This is a genomic window from Oleiphilus sp. HI0132 (assembly GCF_001635845.1).
Genome location: NZ_LWGJ01000323.1, coordinates 1 through 654 on the forward strand (window position 1 = coordinate 1; position 654 = coordinate 654).

The following is a 654-nucleotide window of genomic DNA, read 5'->3' on the forward strand; positions in this document are numbered from 1 at the left end:
CTTAATGCATTCGCTAATGATGAAGCAGAAGAGCCTTATTATGACCCTAGATACGCAGAAATAGATCCTTATGAGTCATTTAATCGAAGCATGTTCGTATTGAATGATAATTTGGATGAGTATCTCGCCACTCCCTTGGCAAAGCTTTACAGATTTGTAACGCCCGGTTTTGTCGATAAAGGTGTTACCAACTTTTTTGGCAACCTCAATGATGTCGAAACCTTTGTTAACTCTTTGCTGCAGGCTAAGTTTCACAACGCGGTTGTTTCTCTTAACCGAGTTATCTACAACACTGTTTTTGGCATAGGCGGCTTGTTTGATGTTGCGACCTCATTTGGCCTGGAAGCCAGCGATGAAGATTTTGGACAAACACTTGGTTATTGGGGTTATGAAGAGTCTACCTATCTTGTGTTACCTGTTCTAGGGCCATCTACCGTCAGAGACTTTAGCGGACAAATAGTAGATTACGTTGCCGACCCGGTTGACTATCTTGTCGAATTCTCAACTGAAGAAAGTATTGCTCTAAAGGCTGTTGATTTAATAGATACACGAGCAGACCTGCTAGCTGCGAACAACTTATTATTCAAAGAAGACCGCTACGCCTTCTTCAGGAGTGCCTATTTGCAAAATCGAAACTTCCTTATTAAAGATGGC

General features: G+C 41.7%; 1 protein-coding gene. It reads left to right on the forward strand.

What is annotated here, in order from left to right:
• A partial coding sequence (locus A3766_RS03890) for a VacJ family lipoprotein (RefSeq protein ID WP_068641718.1) occupies positions 1 to 654 on the forward strand: 654 nt, incomplete at both ends.